23 protein-coding genes are annotated in these 22848 nt (G+C 63.4%); 7 read left to right on the top strand and 16 right to left on the bottom strand.

The window, feature by feature from the left end; translation table 11 throughout:
* Positions 1–6 precede the first annotated feature (6 nt).
* The gene (locus ACWHTU_RS02105) at positions 7–1662 is read right to left on the bottom strand and encodes an FAD-binding protein (RefSeq protein ID WP_447861269.1); all 1656 of its coding nucleotides are present in this window, start codon (positions 1660–1662) and stop codon (positions 7–9) included.
* A gap of 205 nt (positions 1663–1867) precedes the next feature.
* On the opposite strand from ACWHTU_RS02105, the gene gcvP reads away from it, so the two are divergent.
* From gcvP to ACWHTU_RS02075, 6 genes are read left to right on the top strand one after another with little or no spacing between them, the layout of a single operon-like run.
* Positions 1868–4750, top strand: coding sequence for an aminomethyl-transferring glycine dehydrogenase (gene gcvP, locus ACWHTU_RS02100; protein ID WP_447861268.1), 2883 nt, complete (start codon positions 1868–1870; stop codon positions 4748–4750).
* A 20-nt stretch (positions 4751–4770) separates the two neighbouring features.
* The gene (locus ACWHTU_RS02095) at positions 4771–5364 is read left to right on the top strand and encodes a hypothetical protein (protein ID WP_447861267.1); all 594 of its coding nucleotides are present in this window, start codon (positions 4771–4773) and stop codon (positions 5362–5364) included.
* Positions 5365–5398: 34 nt separating this feature from the next.
* Positions 5399–6253: a formylglycine-generating enzyme family protein gene (locus ACWHTU_RS02090; RefSeq protein WP_447861266.1), complete on the top strand. Its 855-nt coding sequence runs from the start codon at positions 5399–5401 to the stop codon at positions 6251–6253.
* A gap of 36 nt (positions 6254–6289) precedes the next feature.
* Complete coding sequence (locus tag ACWHTU_RS02085; protein ID WP_447861265.1) at positions 6290–7255, top strand: nucleoside hydrolase; 966 nt, start codon at positions 6290–6292, stop codon at positions 7253–7255.
* Positions 7243–8157 (top strand): ribokinase, encoded by a 915-nt coding sequence (gene rbsK / locus ACWHTU_RS02080; protein WP_447861264.1) that lies wholly within the window; start codon positions 7243–7245, stop codon positions 8155–8157. The genes ACWHTU_RS02085 and rbsK overlap by 13 nt, the downstream gene beginning before the upstream one ends.
* Positions 8158–8201: 44 nt before the next feature.
* Positions 8202–9239: a hypothetical protein gene (locus ACWHTU_RS02075; RefSeq protein WP_447861263.1), complete on the top strand. Its 1038-nt coding sequence runs from the start codon at positions 8202–8204 to the stop codon at positions 9237–9239.
* Between the two features lie 39 nt (positions 9240–9278).
* On the opposite strand, the gene ACWHTU_RS02070 is transcribed toward ACWHTU_RS02075, so the two are convergent.
* From ACWHTU_RS02070 to nfi, 6 genes are all read right to left on the bottom strand, one after another.
* The gene (locus ACWHTU_RS02070; RefSeq protein WP_447861262.1) at positions 9279–10052 is read right to left on the bottom strand and encodes a hypothetical protein; all 774 of its coding nucleotides are present in this window, start codon (positions 10050–10052) and stop codon (positions 9279–9281) included.
* Between the two features lie 82 nt (positions 10053–10134).
* Positions 10135–10848 carry a TenA family transcriptional regulator gene (locus tag ACWHTU_RS02065; protein ID WP_447861261.1) on the bottom strand — a complete coding sequence of 238 codons (714 nt, stop codon included), beginning with the start codon at positions 10846–10848 and terminating at the stop codon, positions 10135–10137.
* Positions 10849–10994: 146 nt separating this feature from the next.
* Positions 10995–11630 carry a tetratricopeptide repeat protein gene (locus ACWHTU_RS02060; protein WP_447861260.1) on the bottom strand — a complete coding sequence of 212 codons (636 nt, stop codon included), beginning with the start codon at positions 11628–11630 and terminating at the stop codon, positions 10995–10997.
* 336 nt (positions 11631–11966) lie between these two features.
* A complete protein-coding gene (locus ACWHTU_RS02055) occupies positions 11967–12464 on the bottom strand; it encodes a hypothetical protein (RefSeq protein WP_447861259.1) in 498 nt (165 codons plus the stop codon).
* 55 nt (positions 12465–12519) lie between these two features.
* Positions 12520–13239, bottom strand: a complete 720-nt coding sequence (locus ACWHTU_RS02050) for a mismatch-specific DNA-glycosylase (RefSeq protein ID WP_447861258.1) — start codon at positions 13237–13239, stop codon at positions 12520–12522.
* Positions 13236–13937, bottom strand: coding sequence for a deoxyribonuclease V (gene nfi / locus ACWHTU_RS02045; protein WP_447861257.1), 702 nt, complete (start codon positions 13935–13937; stop codon positions 13236–13238). Before nfi ends, ACWHTU_RS02050 begins: the two co-directional genes overlap by 4 nt.
* A gap of 628 nt (positions 13938–14565) precedes the next feature.
* On the opposite strand from nfi, the gene ACWHTU_RS02040 reads away from it, so the two are divergent.
* The gene (locus ACWHTU_RS02040) at positions 14566–14742 is read left to right on the top strand and encodes a hypothetical protein (protein ID WP_447861256.1); all 177 of its coding nucleotides are present in this window, start codon (positions 14566–14568) and stop codon (positions 14740–14742) included.
* Positions 14743–14770: 28 nt separating this feature from the next.
* Here the strand turns inward: ACWHTU_RS02040 and ACWHTU_RS02035 are convergent, their stop codons facing one another.
* From ACWHTU_RS02035 to ACWHTU_RS01995, 9 genes are all read right to left on the bottom strand, one after another.
* Positions 14771–15328, bottom strand: coding sequence for an NUDIX hydrolase (locus ACWHTU_RS02035; RefSeq protein WP_447861255.1), 558 nt, complete (start codon positions 15326–15328; stop codon positions 14771–14773).
* A 73-nt stretch (positions 15329–15401) separates the two neighbouring features.
* Positions 15402–16499 (bottom strand): glycine cleavage system aminomethyltransferase GcvT, encoded by a 1098-nt coding sequence (gene gcvT, locus ACWHTU_RS02030; protein WP_447861254.1) that lies wholly within the window; start codon positions 16497–16499, stop codon positions 15402–15404.
* Between the two features lie 53 nt (positions 16500–16552).
* Positions 16553–16972: an FKBP-type peptidyl-prolyl cis-trans isomerase gene (locus tag ACWHTU_RS02025; protein ID WP_447861253.1), complete on the bottom strand. Its 420-nt coding sequence runs from the start codon at positions 16970–16972 to the stop codon at positions 16553–16555.
* A gap of 73 nt (positions 16973–17045) precedes the next feature.
* Entirely contained in the window at positions 17046–18194 is a 1149-nt protein-coding gene (locus ACWHTU_RS02020) for an FIST signal transduction protein (RefSeq protein ID WP_447861252.1), read from the bottom strand.
* 88 nt (positions 18195–18282) lie between these two features.
* On the bottom strand, positions 18283–18510 hold the full coding sequence (locus tag ACWHTU_RS02015; RefSeq protein ID WP_447861251.1) for a hypothetical protein: 228 nt from the start codon (positions 18508–18510) through the stop codon (positions 18283–18285).
* Positions 18511–18601: 91 nt separating this feature from the next.
* Positions 18602–19864, bottom strand: coding sequence for a DmpA family aminopeptidase (locus ACWHTU_RS02010; RefSeq protein WP_447861250.1), 1263 nt, complete (start codon positions 19862–19864; stop codon positions 18602–18604).
* A 178-nt stretch (positions 19865–20042) separates the two neighbouring features.
* Positions 20043–21440 carry an MBL fold metallo-hydrolase gene (locus ACWHTU_RS02005; protein ID WP_447861249.1) on the bottom strand — a complete coding sequence of 466 codons (1398 nt, stop codon included), beginning with the start codon at positions 21438–21440 and terminating at the stop codon, positions 20043–20045.
* Positions 21441–21445: 5 nt separating this feature from the next.
* Positions 21446–22294: an LOG family protein gene (locus ACWHTU_RS02000; RefSeq protein ID WP_447861248.1), complete on the bottom strand. Its 849-nt coding sequence runs from the start codon at positions 22292–22294 to the stop codon at positions 21446–21448.
* Positions 22295–22357: 63 nt separating this feature from the next.
* Positions 22358–22846, bottom strand: coding sequence for a hypothetical protein (locus ACWHTU_RS01995; RefSeq protein ID WP_447861247.1), 489 nt, complete (start codon positions 22844–22846; stop codon positions 22358–22360).
* Positions 22847–22848: the final 2 nt, after the last annotated feature.

Here is a 22848-nt window from a genome sequence, read left to right as displayed (position 1 = left end):
TCGCGCCTATTTCGGCGGAAACCGCGTGATCGTCACCGGCGCGTACTTGAGCGACGGCCCGTCGGGGGTCCGGTACGCCAGCGTGTGTTTTAACCAGTTGGCATCGTCCCGCTTGGGAAAATCAGACCGGTAGTGCGCTCCGCGGCTTTCTTCCCGGGCCAGCGCCCCGGCCACGATGGTCTCTGCGATTTCCACCAGCGACTCCAGCTCCAGCGCCTGGATTAAATCGGTGTTGAAAATCCGGCCCTTGTCGTGAACGTACACCTGGGACGTTCGGGCCTTCAACTCACGGACCTTCTCCCAGGCCTCCTGCATGGATTGCTGTGTCCGGAAAATACCGAGGTTCTGGCTCATGACCCTGCCCAGTTCCTCGCGGACCTGCCAGGGCCGCTCCGAGCCGTGCCGGGCCAGCAGGCGGCGGATGCGGGTCTCTTCCGCTCGGAGCGTTGCGTCCGATAGCGCGCGGGGTTTGACCTGCCGGACGTATTCCGCCGCTCTGAGCCCAGCGCGACGACCGAACACGATCGTCTCCAGGAGCGAATTCCCGCCCAACCGGTTGGCGCCGTGGACGCTCACGCAGGCGCACTCACCGGCGGCATAGAGCCCGGGAATCTCGGTTTCGCCCCATTGGTTCGTGCGGACCCCGCCCATCTGATAGTGCGCGCCGGGCCGGACTGGGATCGGTGTTTCGATCGGGTCGATTCCCGCAAACTCGATGGAGAGTTCCCGAATCTGCGGCAGCCGTTCAAGGATACGCTCACGGCCGAGATGCCGCAAATCCAGCAGCACGCACCCGTCTACGCCACGGCCTTCGAGGATTTCCTGGCCGATCGCTAGGGAGACAGTGGAGCGGGTTGCCAGCTCCATTTGGTCGGGCGCGTACTTTTTCATAAACCGTTCGCCGAGCGTGTTCAGGAGATAGCCTCCTTCGCCGCGTGCGCCTTCGGTGATCAGGATGCCGGTATCCTTGAGCGTCGTGGGGTGGAACTGCACGAACTCCATGTCCTCGAGCGGCGCGCCTGCCTTGTATGCCAGGGCCATCCCGTCGCCGGTATTGATGACCGCATTCGTGCTGGTGAGGAAGACCCGGCCGCTTCCTCCGGTGGCGAGGATCACCGCCTTGGCGCCGATCGCGTGCAGTCCGCCGTGGATCAGGTCCCAGGCCACCACGCCCCGGCACACGCCGTCTTCGACGATCAGCGACGTGACGTACCATTCTTCATAGACGAAAATCTGCCGCTTCAGCAGTTGTTCGTACATCACATGCAGGATGGCGTGTCCCGTGCGATCGGCCGCGTAGCAGGTGCGCGGAAATCCGGCTCCTCCAAACGGGCGCTGCGCGATTTTGCCCTGTTCGTTGCGGCTGAAGATGACGCCCATCCGTTCCAATTCCAGAATGTCTCCGGGCGCTTCCCGGCACATGGCTTCGATCGCGTCCTGATCGCCGAGATAGAGCCCGCCTTTCGCCGTGTCGAAGGCATGGGCCTCCCAGGAATCGTTCTCGCCGATGGCCGCGTTGATGCCGCCTTGAGCGGCGACGGAGTGGCTGCGGACCGGATGGACTTTCGAGAGCACCGCGACATCGAGGTGGGAAGGCGCCGCGATGGCCGCCCTCATGCCGGCCAAACCGGCGCCGACGATCAGGATGTCGTGAACTTTCATGCGTCGCCGACGAGACCTTCCCCTTGTTCTCACTAATACCCGACCCTCATCCCGAAGGCAAGCGCGACAGCCGCTTGGAAAATGCCGCTCGCCATGATACTCTTCGGCCATCCTCGGTGGAGGATCGCTGCTTGATCATCGATCATCGGCTCGCAAACGACAACGTTCCTGCCAGCCAACAACACCCTGAGGCGACACACAGCGCATGACGAATCCCGACTTTCTTCAACCGACCGACACCTTTGTCCACCGCCATCTCGGGCCCACAGAGGCCGACATCCGGGAGATGTTGGCGACGCTCGGGCTGCAGTCGCTCGACGCGCTGATCGATCAGACGGTGCCAGACGATATCCGATTGCGCCGCCCGCTGGCATTGCCCGGGCATCGCGGCGAGCAGGACGTCCTGAATGAACTGCGCGCCATCGCGGCGCAGAATCGGATCTTCCGCTCGCTGATCGGCATGGGTTATTACGATTGCATCACTCCTCCGGTCATTCAACGGAACATCTTGGAAAATCCCGGGTGGTACACCCAGTACACACCGTATCAGGCGGAGATCGCGCAGGGCCGACTGGAAGCGCTGGCGGTCTTCCAGACGATGGTCGCCGACCTCACCGGGCTGCCGCTCGCCAACGCTTCGCTGCTGGATGAAGCGACGGCGGCGGCCGAAGCGATGGCCATGTGCCTGGCAATCTCCCGCGCCGCCGGCGCGGAGAAGAAAGCCTTCTTCGTGGCGCAGGACTGCCACCCGCAGACGATCGCGGTGCTGCGGACGCGCGCCGAATCCCTTGGCATCGCCCTCCAGGTCGGCAAAACGTCGCGCATCGATTTCTCCGGGGAGCGACTCTGCGGCATCCTGTTGCAGTTCCCGACCACGGACGGCTATGTCGGCGACTACAGCGATCTCGTCGCGCAGGCCCATGCTGCCAGTGCGCTGGTCGCCGTCGCGACGGACCTGCTGGCCCTTACGCTCTTGCGTCCGCCTGGCGATTTCGGGGCCGATATCGCCGTTGGATCGAGTCAACGCTTCGGCGTGCCCTTGGGGTTCGGCGGACCGCACGCGGCCTTCCTCGCCACGAAGGAGGACTACAAGCGGCAACTGCCGGGGCGCCTGGTCGGCGTGTCGCGGGACGCCTCTGGGAAACCCGCCTATCGGCTAGCGCTCCAGACCCGCGAACAGCACATCCGTCGCGAGCGGGCCACCAGCAACATCTGCACGGCGCAAGTGCTGCCGGCGATCATGGCCGCCATGTACGCCGTGTACCATGGGCCGGACGGGCTGCGCCGGATCGCCGAGCGCGTCCACGGCCTGGCCGTGGTGCTGGCCGAAGGGCTCCGCCGGCTCGGCTTCGATGTCGGCACGGAGCCGTTCTTCGACACCATCCGGGTTCGGCTCAGCCGCGGGCAGGCAGGACACGTGCTGGCCCGCGCCAACGCCGCGGGGTTCAATCTGCGCTGCTACGATGACGATTCCATCGGCGTGTCGCTGGATGAAGTCAGCACGCCGCAGGAAGTCCGCACGCTGATCGGCCTCTTCCTGGGACATGAGGACGCGGGCTTCATGATCGAGGAACTGGCCCGGTCGGTGGACGTGCGTTTCCCGCAGGCGCTGACGCGGACCACCAAGTATCTGACCCATGAGGTATTCACCCGCTACCACTCGGAACACGAGATGGTGCGGTATCTGCATCGTTTGCAGGCTCGGGACCTCTCCCTGGTCCACTCCATGATTCCGCTCGGGTCCTGCACTATGAAGCTCAACGCGACGGTCGAGATGTTGCCGGTCACCTGGCCGGAGTTCGCCCGCCTCCATCCGTTCGCGCCAGCAGAGCAAAGCCGGGGTTACCAGGAATTGTTCCACCAGCTCGAAACCTGGCTGGCGGAGATCACCGGCTTCGCGGCCGTGTCGTTGCAGCCCAACGCCGGGTCGCAGGGCGAGTACGCCGGGTTGATGGTCATCCGGGCCTACCACCGCTCGCAGGGAGAAGGACACCGCGATGTCTGTCTGATTCCCGTCTCCGCGCACGGCACGAACCCAGCGAGCGCGGCCATGGCCGGGATGACGGTCGTCCCCGTCGCCTGCGATCGGCAGGGCAACGTGGACCTGGCTGATCTGGAAGCGAAAGCGGCGAAGCACCGGGATCGGCTGGCTGCTCTCATGATCACCTACCCGTCGACGCACGGGGTGTTCGAACCCGAGGTGCGGCGCATGTGCCGGATCGTTCACACGCACGGCGGGCAGGTCTACTTAGACGGCGCGAACATGAACGCGCAGGTCGGGCTCTGCCGACCCGGTGACTTCGGAGCGGATGTCTGCCACCTGAACCTGCATAAGACGTTCTGTATCCCCCACGGTGGCGGGGGGCCCGGCATGGGTCCCATCTGCGTTGCGCGCCATCTGGTCCCGTTCCTCCCGGGACACCCGGTGACCGGGCTCGGCGGGGCGCAATCGATCGGTCCGGTTTCAGCCGCCCCGTATGGCAGCCCCAGCATTGTAACGATCTCCTGGATGTACATCGCGTTGATGGGCCGTGACGGGCTGGCCAAGGCGACGCAGGTCGCCATTTTGAACGCCAACTACATGGCCAAACGCCTGGAGAAACATTACCCGGTGCTGTACACCGGCCGGCACGGGTTCGTGGCCCACGAGTTCATTCTGGATCTGCGGCAGTTCAAGGAGCGCGCCGGCGTCGACGTGATGGACGTGGCCAAACGTCTGATGGATTACGGATTCCACGCGCCGACCGTGTCCTTTCCCGTGCCCGGCACCCTGATGATCGAACCGACTGAAAGCGAATCCAAAGCCGAACTGGATCGGTTCTGCGATGCATTGATCGCGATTCGCGGAGAAATTCAGGAAATCGTGGAGGGCCGGGCGCCCCGCGACAACAACGTCCTCAAACGCGCGCCGCATACCGCGCAGGCCGTGACCGCGTCGGACTGGGACCGGCCGTACAGCCGCGAACAGGCGGCGTTTCCGGCGCCCTGGGTGCGGGAACACAAGTTCTGGCCCAGCGTCGGCCGCATCGACGAAGCGTACGGCGACCGGCATTTGATGTGTACTTGCCCTCCGATGGCGCAGACATAGTCAGCGGGCCGCCGACGTTCGTGTTACGTCCTTCCCTCCCGACCGGCGCGATCATCATCTTCCTCCTCTCGTCCGGCATGTCGCTTGCCGCCGAGCCGCTTCAAGGTTCTCCGCCGGGAGATTTGATTCGGTCCCCGAGCACCGTCGAAGTCCAGGCCGGTGAAGAGTACGGGGGCGGCACGCGCATCCGAATCGGGGCAGCTGGCGTATCCTTCGTCATCCCCCGGGATTGGTCAGGTGGGTTGCCGCCGGACTCAGCGGTGTTTATCCTAGGGCCGCTAGGGAAGCCGGGGTTCGGTCTGGTGTTCTTTTTGCGCGACGTCTCGGCGGAAGATATCGCGGCGCGCATGAGCGTCGTTCAGCCCTTCGCCCACGACTTGATGTTTGAGCCGACCGGTCCGGTGAAAACCGTTGGCACCCGCCTGGAAGCGGCCTATGCGGGCGGCGACATGATCGGCCGGGCCCTGGCACTGATGGGGCCATCACACAACGGCGTCCTGTACTTCTTGGGGAGCCGGCCCGAAGAAGCCGCCGCGCTCGATCGGCTGCTGGAAGAACTGGCCGCCTCCACGGTGTTCGAGACAGAGGGAAGCTTCGAACCCCCTGCGCCCTAATCGGACCATGGCATCTTGCCTGGCATCTAGGCTGTTGACCGGCTTGCTCCTGGCTGTGGCGACAACCGCCCAGGCGGGCGAGTTTGTCGGGGCCGACGGCGCACCAATGGCGCTGATCGCTGAAGGGCCGTTCCTCCGCGGCAGCGCCGCGGGTCAGGGTGATCCCGACGAGGAGCCGCAACGGACCATTATGCTGAACGCCTTTTATATCGACAAGTATGAAGTCACCAACCGGCGTTACCAAGTCTTTTTGAAGGCCACCGCGCACCGCACGCCTGAACATTGCTGCGATCCCTCGTACAATGTATGGCGTGGCACCGAGATCGATCCCGTCCTACTGGACCATCCAGTGGTCAACGTGGACTGGTTCGATGCAGAAGCCTACTGCAAGTGGGCTGGAAAACGGTTGCCCACCGAGGCCGAGTGGGAAAAAGCGGCGCGGGGCCCCAAGGGCCGCCTCTATCCATGGGGCAATGCGTGGGACCCCAAGCGGGCAAACGGGGCGTCGCATTGGGCGGGAAACGACTTCGCCTCGCCGGCCGAGGTCGCAGCCTGGTGGGCCGACGCCGGTGCGGCACTCCTAGCGGAGAAAGGCATACGCGGGATGCTGACCCTGCCGGTGACGGCCTTGGAGTCTGGTGCGACGCCGGAAGGGGTGATGCACTTGGCGGGCAATCTGTGGGAATGGGTCGCCGATTGGTACGACCCGGCCTATTACGCTGCGGCCCCCGAACGGAATCCGCCGGGGCCCGAGACCGGCGACTACAAGGTGCTCCGCGGCGGCTCGTGGCTGAACCATCGTCGTATGCTGCGCACGACCGCGCGCGACGGCTCGCGTCCGACCACGCGGAACCACGGCACGGGCTTTCGCTGCGTCCGAAGCCCGTGAAACGCGAGGCGCGATGCTTGAGGAGGTTGGGTAGACGTGTCGGCCAACACCCACCGCGTGATCATCGACACTGACCCGGGCGTCGACGACGCCCTGGCCATCCTGCTCGCCCTGCGCTCGCCCGAACTGGAGGTGATCGGAATCACCACCGTGTGCGGGAACGTGCGGGTGGAGCAAGCGACCAAAAATCTGTTCCGGGTGCTGGAGCTGGTCCCGTTTCCATCCGGCCTGTTCATCGGACAGGGAGCTGTCCAGCCGCTCCGGCAGCCGCTGGAACCCGCCACCCATGTCCACGGAGCCGACGGCCTGGGGGAACTGGACCGGATTCGCAATCCGGACGGCACGCGCCGATATGTCGATGCTGGAACCCCGCGCTCGCTCCCCAACGCGTTGACGGCCTGGAGAGAGTGTCTGCGTCGCTCTCCGGGCGAGGTGACGCTCATCACGTTAGGCCCGCTCACCAATCTCGCGCACGCGCTTGAGGCGGAGCCTGCGCTGGTGCGCGCGTTCCGCTCGGTGATCTGCATGGGCGGCGCGCTGGGTGTTCCCGGCAACGTCACGCCGGCCGCCGAATACAATTTCTACGTTGATCCGCACGCGGCGGACCGCGTGCTCCGATCCGGTCTTCCCCTCACCTTGGTTCCGCTGGACGTCACGACGCGGGTCTCATTGTCCCGAGAGGCCATTGCGAAGCTGACCGCGCATGCGACGGACCCGGTCTGCCGATTCCTTGGTGACGCCACGGGTCCGGCGGTGGCATTCGCCCAGCGAACCGAGGGTCGCGGAGCCTTTTACCTACATGATCCGCTCGCAGTCGGCGTGGCCATCGATCCGAGCCTGGTGAAACGGGTGTCGCTGCGCGTCGCGGTGGAAACCGAGGATCGGGCGGCGCGGGGAAGGACCTCGATGGACCGGGCATCGCCGCCCACAGTGCAGGCGGCGATGGACGTGGACGCCGCGCGCTTCCTGACCCTCTTTCAGACCCGATTATGCCGAAGGTGATCGTCGTCGGCTCCACCAACGTGGACTATACGGTCGCGGTCGACCGTCTGCCTGCGGCCGGAGAAACGGTCCTGGGACGGGAGTTTTACCAATCCGTCGGCGGGAAGGGGGCGAACCAGGCCATCGCCGCCAGGAGAGCGGGCGCGGACGTGTTCTTTCTCACCAAACTGGGGACCGATGCCAACGGCAGGTTGCTGGAGCGTCACCTGACCAGGATGGGCATTCCCGGCGCCGGGCTGCTGCGCGATGCCGAAACCCCGACCGGCGTGGCGCTGATCGTGGTCGATCGCTCGGGCATGAACCAGATCGCCGTCGCGCCCGGCAGCAACTGGAGGCTGACGGTCGAGGAGGTCGATCGGGCCTCCACGCTCATGGCGGGCGGCCGCGCACTGCTGGTTCAGCTCGAATTGCCGCTGCCCGTCGTGACGGCGGCGCTGGCATTGGCCAAACGTCACCGCCTGATGACGATTCTCAATCCCGCACCGGCCGTTCCCCTTTCGTCGGACGTGCTCAAGTTGGTGGACGTGTTGACCCCGAACGAAGGAGAAGCCCGGGCATTGACCGGCCAGGATGATCCGGCCGACGCGGCGCAGATTCTATTGGCGCGCGGCGCGCGGCGCGTCATTGTCACGCTTGGCTCACGCGGCGCGTGGTTGAGGGACGCACAGGCCAACCAGGCGTTTCCCGCCTTTCGGATGGAAGCGATAGATTCGACCGGAGCCGGCGACGCGTTCAACGGCGCGTTGGCCTGCGCCTTGGCCGAAGGACGCCCTCTGGACGAAGCGATCGTCTTCGCCAACGCCGCCGGTGCGCTGACCGCCACCCGGCGCGGCGCCCAGGACGCCCTTCCTTCGCGGCGCGATATCGACGAACTTTGCCGCACCGCAATCCCGGGGACGTAAACGACGGCTTGCGCTCGAGCTCGAGAAAGCGATTTCCTAACCGCATGAACATCGGTTCGGATGTGATCCGCTGGACACTGCACGACACCGGCACAGCGTTCCATCGCCCTGCGACGCTCTGTGCGATGCTGTCCCTGCATCGCACTCCCACCCTATGCGCGAAAATTGCGTTGGCGACGTTCCTGCTGTCCGGCTTCGTCCCCTTGGTCGGGATTTCGCCCGGCCACACGGCTTCTCCTGCCACGGTTCGCGAGGCGGCAGGGTTCCGGGAGCCCGTGGTTGAAGACCTGCGGATCGGCCAGCACTACCGGAGCGGAACCCGCGTCCGGTCTCCATTCGCAGGCGTTTCGTTTGTCGTTCCGCCGGACTGGCGGGCCACTCTGCCCGCCGGAACCGCGGTGTTCCTGGACTCCGCAACTAAAGCCGGGCTGGGAATTGTTCATATCCTGAACGACGTGACCCCGGATGAATTGGCGGCTCGCCTCGGCGAGCCCCAGATGTTCGATATCGGGCTGGTCCTGCATCCGGTCGGATCGGTGAACGTGAACGGCACTCGGCTCACGGCGGTCTACGGAGGCGGCGAGCATGTCGGGCGCGCCGTCGCCGTGCTGGGACCGGCCCGCAACGCGATTGTCTATCAGGTGGCGGGACCGAAGGAAGAGGCGCGTTACTTCGAGCACCTACTCGACCACCTTGTCGGCTCAACGGAGTTCATCAGCCAGGACGCGGCCAAGGCGCTGAAGGACTGGTACGGACGCCTTTCCGGCATGATGCTGACGCGGAGGCTCCCGACCGGGAGTGCCGACGCCTATGTCGCGCAGACCTGGCACCTCTGCCAGGATGGTCGCTATTATGTTCGGTTCTTGCGCGAACGTCGGCTGGAGTTGGTTACACCCGACCCGGGCGAAGGGGGCGAGCAGGACACCGGCACTTGGCACATCGACGTGCAGGATTCGCAGGCCGTACTGATCCTCACAGCGACCAACGATCTCCCGAGGCGCTACCTGATCCAGTTCGACGGAGAGGACGCGCGGTTGAACGGCGAGCCGGTGGCCCTTGAACGCAGCGGCGAGTGTCCTTGACGGAGGCGGAAGCCCCCTCGCGCCGTACGGCGCGCAACGTCAATAATCCGATCGGGCGGCGGTCTTCCCGACCTTCAGGCATTCCCCTTCGCGTACGGGGGCTCTGCCTTCGGTCACTTTGCCTTCCAGCTTTATCAGTTGTTTGAAATCATTCTCCGGAAGGACCGCGCGATACTTAAACGTGATGGGACTGTTGCGCACGGCGACGAATCCGTAGTCATTCCGGTCGAAGGCGGGCGAAAGGCCCAACATTGCGATCTGGGCTTTGCCGCCGAGGGTGTAGATTTGGCCGACGGTAGTGATCGGCAGCCGCCACGGATCGCTCGTGGAACAGGCATAGACCTCTCCGTTCTGCAACCCGAGTTCGACCGTGAAGACTAGGGAGCCGACCCGCCGCTGGAAATATTCCAGCACCTTCGGGTCGTTGCTGATCCGCACGGCTCGCGCCTGCAACGAAATCATCCCGACGTCGAGCTCCAGCGTCGCATCCATGCTTTGCCCGCCCAAGTCGCGGGCCGCCGTCTCCAGCGCGTCGCGCACGGCCGGGGTGGCCTTTAGCCCCACGTCGATCGTCAGGCCATACTCGCCTGACGCCAGGAGTTCCGCCCGTTTCTTGATCTCCTCCAGCGGGGTCAGCGTGATGACGAAGCCTTGACCAAGAATCGTCTCGAACAGCCGGTCGACCACGGTCTTCTGATTGTCTTGGCTGCTCGCCTGAGCGTCCCGGGCTGTCTCGGCGCCGCCAAGCAGCAGGGCGGAGCACAGCGCACTCATGAGCACAAACGGTTGTCCAACGGCGTGTCGGCTGAACATACGGCAGTTCTCGGTGTCAGGCTCGTCACAGGCGCAGAGCTTTCCGACCATCTACCCCGCACAGTCTTTCCCGTGCGGCAGGCTACGCCGGACAAGGCTCTTGGAACACTTCCCGGTACAGGCCCTTCCAAAACATTTCCCAGGCCTCGACGGTCGATCGGGCGCCAGCGGCAACGCGGGCTACAGCCTCCAAAGTCGTCGCGGTCCTGCGCACAGCGGCCAGGAGCCAGTCGCTGTGATTCTGCTCCTCCGTCACGTGTAATTCGAAAAATGCGAGGTCGTCGGCCGTGAATTGTGGATACTGTTGCAGACCAGGGTAAAAATAGCGGAACTCCGATGCGGCCGTCGTTTCCACCGCCAACTCGGCCCCCAGGGCCGCCAGATAGTCGGGCCCTGTGAACAGATGATCGAGGAGCCGGAGATACGCCGCGACTTCCGGAAGCGGTTCCGTGCCGCGGAGATCGGACGGCCGTATGCCCAATGCTTCACCGAACCGCTCAAGTCGCCGCACGTGCGCGTGTTCGGTCGAACCGGAACCCAACTCGGAGTACAGCGTCTTGACCAGCTCCACCCTCATTGCAAGCTCGTCGATCGGTGTCGCGTACAGCAACCCTTCCAGGGACTTCACGAATCGTTTGCAGAAGTAATGGTACTGGCGAAACCACCGCAGCAGTTGCTCGTGGCTCAGACGCTCATTCTTGAACCGCTGAAAGAACGGATGATCATTCACCGGATGGTGAACGAGCTCCGTCATCAATCCGTCCACGGATCGCTGCGGTATCTGCACGGTGGGCATGATCGGTCTTCCGGTCTCGGATGAGTCGTCCGCCATTTGACCATGCCGGGCAGGGCCTAAGCAAGCCCATATTGCCACAGGAACCGCACACGCCGATCTGCGGCACCGGTCATGGAACGGAAGTCCCCGCCGTCGGGGAGGGTTGCTCAGTGCGCCCCTCCGGCTTTGGCGCGCACTTGCGAGACGAGGGCTCGGGCTTCCGGGAGAAAGTCCGTGCGCTGGTGGGCTTGGGCCAATTCGAGCGCTTGTAAGGCCAGGTTCATCGCTTCATCGTGACGGCCCCGCGCACAATAACTTTTGGCCAGGTTCAGGCGAGCGTTCACCGCCCGGGGCTCTCGCTGAATGACCAGGCGAAGCAGGTCTTCGCCCTTTTCGACATCGCCCCCGAGCAGGGCCGGAAGTCTGACAAGGAAGGTACCTTTGGCGGAGAGTGCATCGAGATGATCCGGGGCGAGTTCCAGGGTCCGGTCCAACTCTTTCATCATGCGCCGGAACCCGAACACCGACGTGATACGTTCGCCGTCGATGCGGATCTGTTCGCCGAGGCTGCAGAATAGGGCGAAATGCGCGGCGGCGTGTTGCTCGTCGAGTGCGACCGCCCGCTCGGCCAAAGCCTGACCCCGTTCGAAATGGGTGAGCCGTGCATTCCGCTCCTGGGCTAAACGGCCGAGTTCGCATTCGCGCTGTGCTTGGACCGCCAGCTCAGCGGCGGATTCCGCGGCGGAGCTTAGCGGTGCGACACACAGGAGCGCCGTCACCAGAAACAGCATCGTTCGTATCATATTGCGTTTCTCCCCTCTTCGAACGAACAGCGGACGGCCGAGAACGAACGGTTTTGAAACCAGCGCCCAAACGGAGCCTGCGTTTCCCCACGACAAACCGGGACGCCATCGTATCGCAAAGCAAATGCCGTGGCCAGTCCCTTTTGTCGGATTCAGAAAACTGAAGAAACACGCGGTTTGAACGCGGATGGGCGCCCGCTCCGGTCGGCACCGGCTGTGGGCGAAGTGACACAGGTGTTGCCTGCTGTGTGTCCAAACGTCACACTCCGTGGTGTGTGGTCAACAGGAATCCGCCATGGATGACCCCCGCGGTCGGTTGGCAGCCGCCATATCTGCTCACTGTTGCTCCAAGTAGTGTTGCAATTGACGAAGCAGGTCTCTGGCTTGTTCCCTGGATTCCCCTGGTTCTGTTTGAAGCCGGGCTGACGGGTCAGCGCTCGGTGGAGAAACGGCCGGACCGTGTTCGACGACGATGCTGATTGTGCCTTCCTTGCCCTGTCCCCGTTGACGCTCCAACTCTCGAGCAATCCTGAGCCGGGTGAGTTCCTCCTGCAATTCGCTCCAGTTCTTGGTTACTTCCTCAAGTTTCTCGACCGCGGCACCGAGTTTGCTCACCCACTCATCCATCTCCTTCTTGCGATCCGCGTGCATCTTTTCGGTGGCCTGCAGCTTGAACCGTTGCTGTTGAAGCTCCCGTTGCGCGGTCTCCGCCTCCCTTCTGGCCGCTTCGTATGTGCCGCTGCTCACACACCCCACGCCGATCACGATCGCCAGCCCGAGGAGCGCCGTCGCAACATTCTCATGCCCCCTCCACGCTGTTCTATTCATGGTCATGGCTTGTCCTCCTCACGCTTCGCTCGGTCTGCTCGCTGTTGCCTGCTTATCTCGACTAATGTAATGCGAGCGGATCGAATTTTGGCCCTCCAAGCGTGTCCTGTGAACGGTTTTGGCGACATGCGATCAGCCCTCGATGCCCCGGCATCCTCGGACTTCCATGTTTCTTTTTACCACCCGCGCGAGGAACGTTTCCACGAGCGGCGACCGGTTGGTCCACAAGCGCCGCCCTCAATTCGCCGAACAACGCGAGCATCCGCCGGTAGGAGTCATGGGCGTTGCGTCCGCTCGGATTGGGTAGAACGAATACCCGAGCGCCGGCGAGGCGATCCGGCTGCCAGCCGACCCGCGGGCGACTCCTCCGCGCCTGCTCCGAGGAAAGGGGACGGGGGCGATCCAGGAACAGGAATCTGGAGAGCGTGATGCCGAGGAGCGCGACCACCGAAGGACGGTATCGCCGAATCTTCGCCAAGAGCGCCTTGCGCCCGGCGACGTATTCGCGCGGTTTCAGCGCATCGATGCCGCGGCTGGGTCTGGCGATAAGATTGGTCAGGCCGAACCCCCAATCCGGAAGCCGCTCGTCGTGTTCGTAGGTGACCGGTTCAGGCACCAGCCGCGATTCGTAGAGCAATTTCCAGAAGCGATTGGAATAGCCGGCGAAGTGGTGACCGACCGCGGCCGATCGCGCCCCAGGATTGATGCCGACGAACAAGACGCGGACCCCGGGTTTGATATGGTCCGGCAACGTGTTTGATCTTCGCTTCCCGACATTCATCGGATCGACAGCTCGTCCCGCTGAGGTCGCCGCTTCGCCCGTTCTGCCAGGAGATCGGCCTGCCGCGTCGGCTCCGGCACCCGATAGCCCTTGCCGCAGGCCAGGGTGAGGCGAACGGCTTGCCCCAGACCGATGTTATGCCCGACGGAGACGAACACCGGCCGAACACGGTCTCTGGTTCGGACCGCCGCGCCGATGATTCGGCCGGCCTTGTCGCGCAGGTAAGAGACGGAAGAACGCGCCGGCTTGGGTTCAATGTACGAGCCGAACAGGAGCGATTTCGCGCAGCCGATCACCGGCTTCTCCAGCGACAGGCCGATGTGGCAGGCAAGACCCAATCCGCGCGGGTGGGCCACACCTTGCCCGTCGATGAAGATGATGTCCGGTTCATGCACAAGCCGCTCGAATGCCCGGAGTAAGGCCGGAGCCTCGCGGAATGACAGCAGGCCCGGAATATAGGGAAACGAGACCCGATCCCGCAGAATCACCGTTTCCATGGGCTCCAAGCTGGGAAAGGAGAGCACGACGACCGCGACGTATAGGCGATCGGACTGCTTGTCGTACGCGACATCCGCGCCGGCCACGGAGGCAGGTGTTGGCACCCTCCCCGTGGTCTTGACCTGCCCGCGCAGTTGGAGTTGAAGCTGTACGGCCTCCCTGGGCGTAATGTCCCATGCATGTAGCAGTTTGACCTGCATGTCTTCACCCTTGCTGAGATCAAGCAGGTACGCCGAGTGTAACCACGGTCGAGTTCATTTGCTAGAGACTGTAGGAAAGAGCAGACGGGGCCCCTCATGGATAGCCGTTCTAACGACTTGAGTTATCAACGATTTTCTGTGCGTGCAAGACTGGCACTAGGTGTGCTTAGCTCATCATGGGGGTCACCGTGAAGAGTTATTGGAGACCCGGTCGAGACATCGACTGATCGGCTGATGCACCAGGTCGTCTAGGAACGGCAAGAGGACAGATCGCTTTTCTCGCTTTCCCTTGCGCGGTTGGTCCAATCTCAAGCCTAAGTACCCGCAAGGCATGCGACGAAAACCGGCCTGTCCTCTTTTCTTGGTCCGGAATCCACCTGCTTCGGTGCGCTCTCATGTTCATGTATTTCATGTATGACGAGCGGCGTGAGGCGATTTAGCCTTCTCCACACCATTCCGCCACAGTCGGAAACGTTCAGTTCATCGCCCCTCAAGTCTGTTGCTCGTCGAACCCCTTGACCTCCAAGGATTTCCTTGGAGGTCATCCTACGGCACTAGCCTTGCTCACGCCAGGAGCGCCTTCCGGAAGGCATACTGCTGAGACTGAACTGAAAGGAGGTGAGGTCGAATGAAGCGCTTCCTGATGGGTTTCTTGGCGGTCGCGATGCTAGCGGCCTTTACGGCTCCGTCTTTCGCCGGCGAAGAGAAGAAGGAAGAGAAGAAGAAAGGCGGCAAGTTCATTGAGCAGATCTACGCCGACGACATGAAGAAGGGCGAGAAAAAGGACGAGAAAAAGGGCAAGTAATCGAACCTGTGCGGCGAGGCTGGTTCGCTCAAGGGGGGTCTTCGCGGTGCAGAAGACCCCTCGAGCGGCCGGCTCCCATGTCTGCCGAGTCCATATACACCGCCTGCAGTCCGACGATCGTTTTCCCGTCCCGGATCGTGCCATCTCGAATCTTCGCGATCGCCTGCTCGAGTGGCATCTCCACCACTTCCAGCACTTCGTCGCGGTCTAATTGCTGTCTGCCTGGGGTAAGCCTCGTGGCCTTATAGATGTGGATGATCTCGTCCGCGAAACCCGGGGCGGTCCAGATGCTGGCCAGCGGTTCGAGTGACAAGGCGCGATAGCCGATCTCTTCTTCCAGCTCGCGCGCGGCGCAGTCACGGGGATCCTCTCCCGGCTGCAGTTTGCCGGCGGGAATCTCGTAGATGAATCCTCCTGCCGCGTGGCGGAACTGGCGAATAAGCACCACAGTCCCGTCCTCTTTCAGCGGGACGACCGCGGCGGCCCCGGGATGGCGGATCAGTTCCAATTCGACCGACGCGCCGTTGGGCAGCGTCACCGTTTCCAGATTGAGCGTGAGCACCCGTCCTCTAAAAACGGTTTTCACATTCGGTCTGCTGCCCAGTGCCTCTCCTGCTTTATCCACCACCTCTCGCCTCTAGCCTCGTGGCTGCATAAAGCTACGGCTTCCGCTTGTAGAACGGCGGCTGGACGACCACAGCGGGCATGCTTTTGCCTCTGATGTCGATCGCGAAGGTCGAGCCGATACCTGCGCAGGTCAGCGGCACGTAGCCCAGTCCGATGCCTTTTTGTAGCAGGGGAGAAAAATTCCCGCTGGTGACTTCGCCGATCGGAAGGCCTCCGGACCTTTCGAGAATTTTGCATCCCCGCCTGGGCACCGCCTTTTCCACCAGCTCGAACGCAGCAAGCCGGCGCGCCGGTCCTTCGGCGTACTGTCTCGCCAACCGCTCTCGTCCCACGAAGTCGCCCTTGTCGAAACTGACCACCCACTGGGCTCCGGCCTCGATCGGCGTCGTCTCTTCGCCGATGTCGTTGCCGTACAACAGATAGGCCATCTCCAGCCGCAGCAGATCGCGGGCCCCCAGGCCAGCCGGCTTCAGGCCTTCGGAACGTCCAGTCTCCAACAGATCGTTCCAGACCCGAGGAGCCGCATCCGCCTGCAGATACAATTCATAGCCCAGTTCTCCCGTATAGCCGGTCCTGGTAATCAGGCAGGGAACGCCGCTCAACGCGGCCTTCAGACAATGCCGGGGTTTGAGACTCGCCAGACCGGTGATTCCCGCCTTCTCGAGAATAGTCCTGGAGGCCGGCCCTTGGAGGGCCAGTTGAGCCAGCTCGCTGGAGCGGTCTTGCACCGTACAACGCGACGCGCCCGCCAGATGATCGCGCAACCAGGCGAGGATCTTTTCCCGATTGGACGCATTCACACAAAGGAGAAACTCGTTTTCTTTTACCCGGTACACAAAAATGTCGTCTTTGATGCCGCCGTCCGGATTGCAGACCATCGAATAGTGAGCCTGCCCGACCGGCAACCGGGCAAGGTCATTCGTGGTCATCCGTTGCAGAAAGGCGAGCGAACCGCTCCCCGCGACCTGGAGCCGACCCATGTGGCTGACGTCGAACAGGCCGGCCCTGCTGCGAACCGAGTGGTATTCGTCCACCACGCCGGTGTACTGGATCGGCATCTCCCAGCCGGCGAACTCCACGAGCTTCCCGCCGCCGGCCCGATGCGCTTCATAGAGCGGAGTGCGATTCATGGACGTTCTGTACCCGGCATCGGCTGAAGAGCCTGCGACATCGCCACGGCGGGCTAGCGCAGTTCCAACAATTCCACCTCGAACGTCAGGGTCGCGTTCGGCGGGATGACGCCGCCAGCTCCACGTGCGCCGTAGCCCAAGTCCGGAGGGATGATTAGCTTGCGCTTGCCGCCGACCTTCATGCCCTGCACGCCCTCGTCCCATCCTTTGATGACACGTCCCGCGCCGACGCGGAACGAAAAGGGTTCGCCGCGGTCTCGCGAGCTGTCGAACTGTTTCCCGTTTTCCAACCAGCCGGTGTAGTGCACGGTCGCAGTATCACCGAGTTCCGCCTGGCGGCCGGTGCCGACGACCAGATCCACGTACCTCAGCCCGGATTCCGTGAGGACTTCTTGCCCGACCTCTTCTGCTCCGACGACCGCCAGCGGGACGAGCGCCAGCGACAGGATCAGGACGGCCCCAAACGTTCTCATGATTGCTCTTCTCCCCGATGGACATTGGCGTTGCCTACGGGCTCCCCCGGCGAGGCAGAACGGCGCGGCGTGGTCACGAGTTAGGCTCGGAGAACAGCGCCACACTGGCCGTGTAACCGTGCAGGAAATTGCCGCCGCCGATCGGTCCGATCTCTCCCTGCGCGAAAAACCCGGCGATGGGGATGTCTCCCAACCGTTCGCGCAACACGGAGACATCATGGTGCGGCCGGCCGAACAGCCCTTCTCCCCGCCCGCAGCAACTAAACAGCAGCGCCCCCAGCGGAGCTTTCCGATGCCTCGCGCGATAGGCGTCCAGTCGGAGATTGAGGTCTTCGTGCGCCGACTTGGCGTCCCGCAGGTGGAATTGAACGGTTTGCCCCTCCTGCACCAGATCACCGACGGCGACGGCCCCCGTGCTCTGATCCGCACCGATGAGATTCCGAACAAGAAAATCCCCGCGTTCGAAACGATTCCTCTGTTCGTCGATCACGATACCCAAGTGCACAGCCCGCTGCGCAATGCGGCGCTCTTCAGCGGACATCGACGCAAACAGCGTCCGGAGACGCTCCAACGCCGGAGCGCCGCCCAGCTCATGGATGAGGTTGCGCTCCGCCTTGGTGACCACGTAGCGGTCTCCGATGGGACGGCATCCCTGCGAAATCACCGTCTCGATGGACACGGACCCCGAGAGGGCGACGCCCACCAGTCCGCCGTCATAGACCTCATCCCCGAAAACCATCCGATTCTCCCCCACGCCATGCCCCCCGCCCGCCAGGCCTCCGATGGCAATCGCCCCCGGATAGCGCTCCTCAAGCATCGCCAAGACTTCTTTCACCGGAATCGAAAAGGGATCGGCCAGGAGCACGAACACCGGACTGGAGCCGATCGCCCGATCATCCGGCCAACCGCCGACCGAAAAGCGATCGAGTTCCTGAGAAAATGACAGCCGCAGGGGATTGACGCGCACACCGGGAAGGCGGGCAGCCCACAGTGTCACTCCCGGGTCGGTTTCGATTTCTTCGCCGCCCCCGATCACCCCTTCTCCCGAGCATCCAAGCACCACACGGGGACCTACCTCTTGGCACACCGCCCCGCACAGCAACTCGGCCCGCAGCGAGTGGTGGTTGGAGAAAAACAGGAACGCCAAATCGGGCGGGTCGTCGCCGAGTTGTCGTCGCACCGCTTGCGCGACAGCCCGCCCAGCGGCGGCCGAGTCAGGCAAACGGGACAGCGCGGAGGCGAACCGAAGTATCGATGTCGTGGCAAGAGTCATGGCGGCGAGGCCGGTCTTGTGTGGCCGAGACGGCGATTCACGCGTCGGGATTGACGCGGTCTCCGCGCTCCTTCACGAGCTTCTTGTAGTAGCGCCACATATAGGAATAATAGTCGTCGAGTTGCGCCAGTAGATAGTGCAGTTCGGTCGGATCCTCCGTTTCCAGGGCGCGGATCATCCGGGTCTTGAGAAATTCAGCGAAGCCCTCCGTTTTCTCCAACGCCGTCAACAGCCTGAGCCCTCCGCCGATCTGATAATCGCCCATCCCGATCACTCCCACCTGCCGATGCCGCGGGGAGCAGCATAGCGACGTTGCTTCTCAAAATGCAAGCAACCCGAGTGAGGGGTGGCGCGTCTTATCGCGGAAGCGACAACAGCGTGCGCAGGCGGGTCAAAGAAATAGCTTCGACTCGGTGATTGTCTCGTCCGACGACGGTCCGCGCCGTCGTCAGTGCGTTCACGATGGCCTCCTCCGTGGCTTCCACCGTGGCTGTCAGGAGCGGGTTCAGATGGGTGTCCGCCAGATGGGTCATGGAGAATGTGCGATCTTTCGGATAGTGCGGGATGGCGTTCGCGGTCGAGAAGGCGAGCATGAAGTCGCCGCTGCCATGCCGCGCGGTAGATCCGGTTCTGGCCAACCCCAATGCAGCCCGTTTGGCCAGGCGGGTGAGTTGACGACTGTCGAGCGGGGCATCGGTCGCGATAATCACGATAATCGAGCCCTCGCCTCCGCCCGGCCGTTCTTCGCGCGCGACGGCGCCCGCCCCTTCCGGTACGCTCGATTGTCCGCCGAACGGCTCGTCCCGGTCGTATAATCGGCCCACGGGGACTCCGGCGATGACCAACTCCGGACGCCGCCCATGGTTGGCGTTGACCAGCACGCCGACCGTGTACCCCCCTTCTTCATCCGGCAACCGTCGCGAAGACGTGCCGATCCCGCCCTTGAAGCCATACGACACCATGCCAGTCCCGGCTCCGACCGTGCCTTCCGCGACCGGACCGCCGGCGGCGCGGTCCAACGCTTGGATCACGTCCTGCTCGGATACATGCCGTCCCTGAATGTCGTTAAGGCGGCCGTCGTCGCATTCGGCTACGACCGGAGTCAAGGTGTCGTCCGTAATCCCGATGCCAGGATACCGCTTGATCATCCAACTGATGATGCCGTTGGCCACGCGCGGCACATTCAGCGTGTTAGTTAGCGCGATGGGGTATTCGAGGAATCCGGACTCGGCCACCCAAGCCAGCCCCGTCATCTCCCCCGTGCCGTTGAGAACAAAGGCTCCCGCCGGAACCTTTCGCTGCCAGACATCGTCGCGCGGGATAATCACCGTCACGCCCGTCCGCACTGGACCTTCGCCCGGCTTGAGCGGTCCCTCTCCCTTGATCAGGGTTACGTGCCCGACCTTTACACCAGCCACATCGGTGATCGCGTTGAACGGGCCTGGCGGGTAGCGGCCGATCACGATCTGGAGATCCCGTGCCCGCGCGCGGGGCTCCTCCGGGCTGATTTCGGAAGTCTCGGCAGTCCGACCTGTACCGGAAAGCGAACAGGAAGCCAGTATCGCGGCGACAAGCACTGTTGTCAGGCGGGAGAATGGAACACCGCGATGATGCCTCATCCGTCACTCCGTCGATCGCTCAGCCGCAGCGGTCGTCTCGAATACCTTCTGGCCCGACATCGAGAACATCGTGCCAGCGTGGCGAGATTGATGATCCTGTTCATTCCGCATGAGCAGCGGCCGCGGGCAATCGGCGACGACATCGGAGCAAAAGCCGGACTGCATATCGCCTTGTGCTTCAGATCTCGTGTGACGATCCGCGTTCCGGGACGATCACGTCGATGCGCGGATGCTCGGCCATGATGGCCGCCGCCAACGAGAACGCTTGTTTTTCTTCACCGTGCACGACAAACACCTTGGCCGGCGCCGGCTTGATCGACCGGACATAGGCCAACAGATCGTGGCGATCCGCATGGGCCGACAGACCGTTGAAGCGGACCACTTGCGCGCGCCGCGGCGTCGGCACGCCAAAGATCGGCACCACGTCCCAGCCCTCGACCAGTTTGCGTCCCAACGTGTGCTCGGCCTGAAAGCCGACAATCGCGATGATGTTGGCTTCATCCTGGATGGCGTGCTTGAGATGATGCAGCACCCGCCCGCCCTCGCACATGCCTGAGGACGCGATGATGACGCAGGGCCCTTTCATCGCATTCAACTGCTTGCTCTCCTCGACCGACGACACATAGCGGATGTAACGGGCCGCGAACGGGTCGCCTTCCGCGGCAAACGTGCGGAGGGTCTCCTCGTCGTAACACTCCGGATGCCGGCGGAAAATCTCGGTCGCCTTGGCAGCCAGCGGCGAATCGATGTAAATGGGTACAGGATCGATGCGTCCCTCGCGGACCAATTCTTTGATCCGCATCACCAGTTCCTGCGTCCTCCCAACCGCGAACGCCGGCACGATGATCTTGCCGCGGTTCATCCTGGCCCGGGTGAGCAGTTGTTCCGCCTTGGTTTTCAGCGCCTCTCCAACCTCCTCGTGGAGCCGATCTCCATAGGTCGATTCGATGATCAGCACATCGCAGGCCGGGGGCTCTGCAGGGTCCCGCAGGACCGGCATCCGCGGCCGTCCCAGATCGCCGGTAAAGAGAACGGTCGTCGTGTTTCCGCGCGCCGCGTACGTGAGCCGGATGGCGGCCGAGCCGAGGATATGGCCGGCTTCGTGGAAGGAGGCGCTCATTCGCGGGCCGACCTTGATCGCGTCGCCATAGCGGGTGCCCGTGAACCGCCTCACAATCGCCCGGACATCGTCGATGTCATAGAAGGGCCGGAGACACCGGTGCCCCTTCCGTCCTTCCTGTTTGTTGACATACGCGCAGTCGCTCTCCTGAATGCGGGCCGAATCTTCCAGCATAACCTTGGTCAGGTCGCCGGTGGCGGGCGTCACGTGCACTTTGCCGGCAAACCCATGTTTGGCCAAGACGGGCAAGGCCCCGGAATGGTCGATGTGGGCGTGCGAGAGGATGACTGCGTCCACCGCCTTGGGATCAAACCCCAGAACGCGATTGCGTCGGTCGGCTTCCTGGCGGCGACCTTGAAACAGGCCGCAGTCCAACAGGACGCGACAACCAGGAGTCTGGATTAAGTGCCGGCTGCCCGTCACCGACCGAGCGGCGCCGTGAAAGGAAATGATCATGCCGGTCAGTCGATCTGGTGTCGGGCAGCGATCAGGTCCCAGGCTTCCTGAGCCGTCTCGGCGTAATGAAAGAGCGCAAGGTCTTCCGGACTGACCAGGCCTTCCTCGACGAGCATCGTCCAGTTGATGAGCCGGTCCCAAAACGTGCGTCCCACCAAGACGATGGTGATGCCGCTCACCTTGCCGGTCTGGAGCAGCGTCAACGTCTCGAACAACTCGTCCAGCGTGCCGAACCCTCCTGGAAAGGCCACCAACGCCTTGGCGCGGAGCAGAAAGTGCATCTTGCGCAGCGCGAAGTAACGGAACTGAAAGCACAGCGACGGCGTGATATACGGGTTGGGCCGCTGCTCATGCGGCAAGGTGATGTTCAAGCCGATCGATTTTCCGCCCGCGTCGGCCGCGCCGCGGTTGGCCGCTTCCATAATGCCGGGGCCTCCCCCGGTGACGACCACAAAATCGCACCGGCCGTCAACCTGGCAGGTGGAAGACACCAGTCTGCCGAACTCGCGCGCTTCATCGTAGTAACGGGCGAGCGCCAGACGTCGACGGGCAACCTCGACCTCTCGTTGTGCGCCCGGGTCGTTCGGCCGTGCTTTCAGGTCGGCTTCCGCATGGCTCAGGGCCTCCCTCGCCCGAGCCGGTTCCATGAGTCGCGCGCTGCCGAAGATCACGATGGTAGAGCGGATACCTTCTTCCCGCTGGATCAACTCGGGCTTGAGCAGCTCAAGTTGCAACCGCAAGGGGCGTAGCTCGTCGCGCTGGAGAAATTCCACGTCCCGATCGGCGGGAATGTACGAAGGAGAGCGCAACAGCGCGTCGGTCGTCCGGTCGTTATCTGCGTCACGGGCGCTCATGCGGACGGCATTATAGCGAGACAACGGACATGCGGCAAACTGAAGGGACGGACGCCCGGCGGGTCAGAACGGCCACGGGTTGAAACTCGCATGACCGGAGTGTTTTGCGAACGCGTGCTCGCGGGCCACCCACCGGGAATCGAACGCGACCTCGAAGACGTCCGTTCCCAGGCCGCCTGCGGAGAGGATGAAATCGGGCGAAACCGTCAGCCAAAAGCGTGCCGGCCAGCCGAAGTTGACCCGGGTGTACTTGGCGTCGCGAAAGTGATAGGCGATGACGGCGCCTTCATCTAAGGCGGCCAGTTCGTCGGGAGCGCCGAGGTGCTCCACAACCTCGGCGAGCGTGGTCCGCCCCGGGACGATGAACGCTACGTCCTCCGGACGGATCGGGTCGTTGATCGAAAGTCGCGCAACGGTCGCGAAACCGCAGCCCGATAGCCCGAAGGACGCGAAACACGCGACAAGGGGTAAGAGATGGAGACCAAGGGCCGCAAGCCGAGGAACACGGCCGACTGCCTTCCCGCTGGTATGGCGCTTCGCCATCACGCCCACGT

It is taken from the genome of Nitrospira calida, assembly GCF_976986435.1.
The sequence above is the reverse complement of the archived record's forward strand: the minus strand, read 5'-3'. Positions and strand labels throughout refer to the sequence as shown.

Excerpts from the sequence above, each read along its gene's own strand:
- ACWHTU_RS02055 (WP_447861259.1), bottom strand. The coding sequence starts at position 12,464 with ATGACCATGAATAGAACAGCGTGGAGGGGGCATGAGAATGTTGCGACG.
- ACWHTU_RS02010 (WP_447861250.1), bottom strand. The coding sequence starts at position 19,864 with ATGAGGCATCATCGCGGTGTTCCATTCTCCCGCCTGACAACAGTGCTT.
- gcvT (WP_447861254.1), bottom strand. The coding sequence starts at position 16,499 with ATGAATCGCACTCCGCTCTATGAAGCGCATCGGGCCGGCGGCGGGAAG.
- ACWHTU_RS02040 (WP_447861256.1), top strand. The coding sequence starts at position 14,566 with ATGAAGCGCTTCCTGATGGGTTTCTTGGCGGTCGCGATGCTAGCGGCC.
- rbsK (WP_447861264.1), top strand. The coding sequence starts at position 7,243 with ATGCCGAAGGTGATCGTCGTCGGCTCCACCAACGTGGACTATACGGTC.
- ACWHTU_RS02000 (WP_447861248.1), bottom strand. The coding sequence starts at position 22,294 with ATGAGCGCCCGTGACGCAGATAACGACCGGACGACCGACGCGCTGTTG.
- ACWHTU_RS02025 (WP_447861253.1), bottom strand. The coding sequence starts at position 16,972 with ATGAGAACGTTTGGGGCCGTCCTGATCCTGTCGCTGGCGCTCGTCCCG.
- ACWHTU_RS02005 (WP_447861249.1), bottom strand. The coding sequence starts at position 21,440 with ATGATCATTTCCTTTCACGGCGCCGCTCGGTCGGTGACGGGCAGCCGG.
- ACWHTU_RS02075 (WP_447861263.1), top strand. The coding sequence starts at position 8,202 with ATGAACATCGGTTCGGATGTGATCCGCTGGACACTGCACGACACCGGC.
- gcvP (WP_447861268.1), top strand. The coding sequence starts at position 1,868 with ATGACGAATCCCGACTTTCTTCAACCGACCGACACCTTTGTCCACCGC.
- ACWHTU_RS02070 (WP_447861262.1), bottom strand. The coding sequence starts at position 10,052 with ATGTTCAGCCGACACGCCGTTGGACAACCGTTTGTGCTCATGAGTGCG.
- ACWHTU_RS02050 (WP_447861258.1), bottom strand. The coding sequence starts at position 13,239 with ATGAATGTCGGGAAGCGAAGATCAAACACGTTGCCGGACCATATCAAA.
- ACWHTU_RS02015 (WP_447861251.1), bottom strand. The coding sequence starts at position 18,510 with ATGGGCGATTATCAGATCGGCGGAGGGCTCAGGCTGTTGACGGCGTTG.
- ACWHTU_RS02105 (WP_447861269.1), bottom strand. The coding sequence starts at position 1,662 with ATGAAAGTTCACGACATCCTGATCGTCGGCGCCGGTTTGGCCGGCATG.
- ACWHTU_RS02060 (WP_447861260.1), bottom strand. The coding sequence starts at position 11,630 with ATGATACGAACGATGCTGTTTCTGGTGACGGCGCTCCTGTGTGTCGCA.
- ACWHTU_RS02065 (WP_447861261.1), bottom strand. The coding sequence starts at position 10,848 with ATGCCCACCGTGCAGATACCGCAGCGATCCGTGGACGGATTGATGACG.
- nfi (WP_447861257.1), bottom strand. The coding sequence starts at position 13,937 with ATGCAGGTCAAACTGCTACATGCATGGGACATTACGCCCAGGGAGGCC.